The following is a 2,011-nucleotide window of genomic DNA, read 5'->3' as shown; positions in this document are numbered from 1 at the left end:
TTCAAGAACTGCTCGTTACCCACCATACCGATTTTGGTCACACCCAGACGCTGGGCTGAGGCCATTACAGCGGCAACAGATTTGTAAGGCACAACTGCATTTGGACGCAGGTGAACCTCTGGCTGGTTTGGATTGTTTGCTATTTCTGTCAGCTTACTCTCCAGTTCGCCACGGTTTGCTACTGCGACACCATTCCACAATACTGTACCGTCGAAATCCACGTCAATGTTCACAACCACTGGTGGTTCTGTCGGCTTGGATGGCGTATTCGTTGGCATATTCAAATTCACAGCGTGATTCTGAATTGGAATAGTGATGATCAGCATGATGATCAACACCAACATCACGTCGATCAACGGCGTCATGTTCATTTCTATCATCACTTCCGGATCGGCTGAAGAGCTGCCGGAACCTATTTGCATTCCCATAATCTTCCTTTAGTTGCGTGCCGGTGGTTCGATCACGAAGCCCACTTTCGCAATCCCTGCGCGTTGAGCGTTGAGGATCGTTTTACCGACGAACTCGTAGCGTACGTTCTGGTCGCCGCGAATATTCACTTCCGGTTGCGGTACCTTCACTGCTTCTACTTTGAGTTTCTCGAACAGATCTTCTGTGCCGCCTGGCAGCGGACGCATGCTACCGTTCCAGTAAATGTCGCCATCTTTGCTAATCGAGACGGTGATGTTTTCTGGCTTGGTCTTAAATATCTGGTTGGTTTCTGCAGGCAGCTTGAGCTTGACTGTATCTGTAATCACCGGAGCGGTGATCAGGAAGATGATCAGTAAAACCAGCATCACGTCTACCAACGGGGTGGTGTTGATGGTGCTGTTGACTTCGTCTTCGCCATCACCATCGTTGCCGATTGCCATTCCCATAATGTATCTCTTTCAGATTGCTTTAACGTTCAAAACCGCTACTTCTCTCAGCCGGCTGATCAAACCCGCAGAGCAAACCTGTTGATGATCTGCTCTGCGATATGCTCTGCGCCTCTATCGTGAGAGGTGTGTGGTTTAAGCTTACTTCTTAGCGACTTTGCTCATGTTGCCAGACAACACAACAGAGTGCAGGTCAGCTGCAAATGCACGTACTTCTTCCATCGAGCTCTTGTTGCGACGTACCAGGAAGTTGTAACCCAACACCGCTGGCACCGCTACCGCCAAACCAATCGCCGTCATGATCAGCGCTTCACCAACTGGACCAGCAACTTTATCGATAGAAGCCTGACCGGACATACCGATCGCTGTCAACGCGTGGTAGATACCCCATACTGTACCGAACAAACCAACGAACGGTGCTGTAGAACCGACTGTCGCCAAAAATGCCAAACCATCTTGCAAACGGCTTTGTACTTTATCAACAGCGCGTTGGATGGACATCGATACCCATGTATTCAGATCGATTTGTTCCAGCAACGCACCTTCGTGGTGTTCAGTTGCTTTGATACCGGAATCAGCGATGAAACGGAATGGGCTGCCTTCTTTCAAAGAAGAAGAGCCTGCTTGTACAGATGCTGCTTTCCAGAATTTTGTACGTGCATCAGTTGCCTGACCGGACAATTTTACTTGGTCGATGATCTTAGTGATCAGGATGTACCAAGAGCCCATGGACATGATTGCCATGATGATCAGCGTGCCTTTAGCAACGAAGTCACCAGTTTTCCACAATGCATCGAGGCCGTATGGGTTTTCGATCACTTCTTTCGCTGGTGCGGCTGATACGTCGCCTGGTGCAGCTGCTGGAGCGGATGCATCTGTTGCTGGCGCTGTTGCAGAGGCTGCTGGTGCTGCTGTGGACGCTGCAGAAGCAGGCTCATCAGCAAAAACTGGAGCAGCAACAGTAGCGCTCAATGCCAGGAGGGCGGTCGCCAGAAATGCAGAGAAACGGGATTTCATATTCATACTTCCTTACTGTATTAATTGGTTTTGGTCAGCCCAGAGGATCACTCCGGGTTATTTTTATTTACATCAACAAGTTTTTCAAAAGAGAGCACAACGGTAGCGAGCAAGCCTGA

At 49.4% G+C, this 2,011-nt stretch carries 3 protein-coding genes; all 3 read right to left on the bottom strand.

The window, feature by feature from the left end:
• Nucleotides 1-428: ExbD/TolR family protein (locus ACO0KV_RS18295; protein WP_423044579.1), on the bottom strand; the 428-nt coding region annotated here is incomplete at its 3' end.
• A gap of 9 nt (nucleotides 429-437) precedes the next feature.
• Nucleotides 438-875, bottom strand: coding sequence for an ExbD/TolR family protein (locus ACO0KV_RS18290; protein WP_423044577.1), 438 nt, complete (start codon nucleotides 873-875; stop codon nucleotides 438-440).
• 141 nt (nucleotides 876-1,016) lie between these two features.
• Nucleotides 1,017-1,892 (bottom strand): MotA/TolQ/ExbB proton channel family protein, encoded by an 876-nt coding sequence (locus ACO0KV_RS18285; protein ID WP_423044575.1) that lies wholly within the window; start codon nucleotides 1,890-1,892, stop codon nucleotides 1,017-1,019.
• Between the last annotated feature and the right edge of the window lie 119 nt (nucleotides 1,893-2,011).

It is taken from the genome of Undibacterium sp. RuRC25W (genome assembly GCF_049339825.1).
Lineage (GTDB): Bacteria > Pseudomonadota > Gammaproteobacteria > Burkholderiales > Burkholderiaceae_D > Undibacterium.
This window is presented reverse-complemented; position numbering and strand designations above follow the sequence as displayed.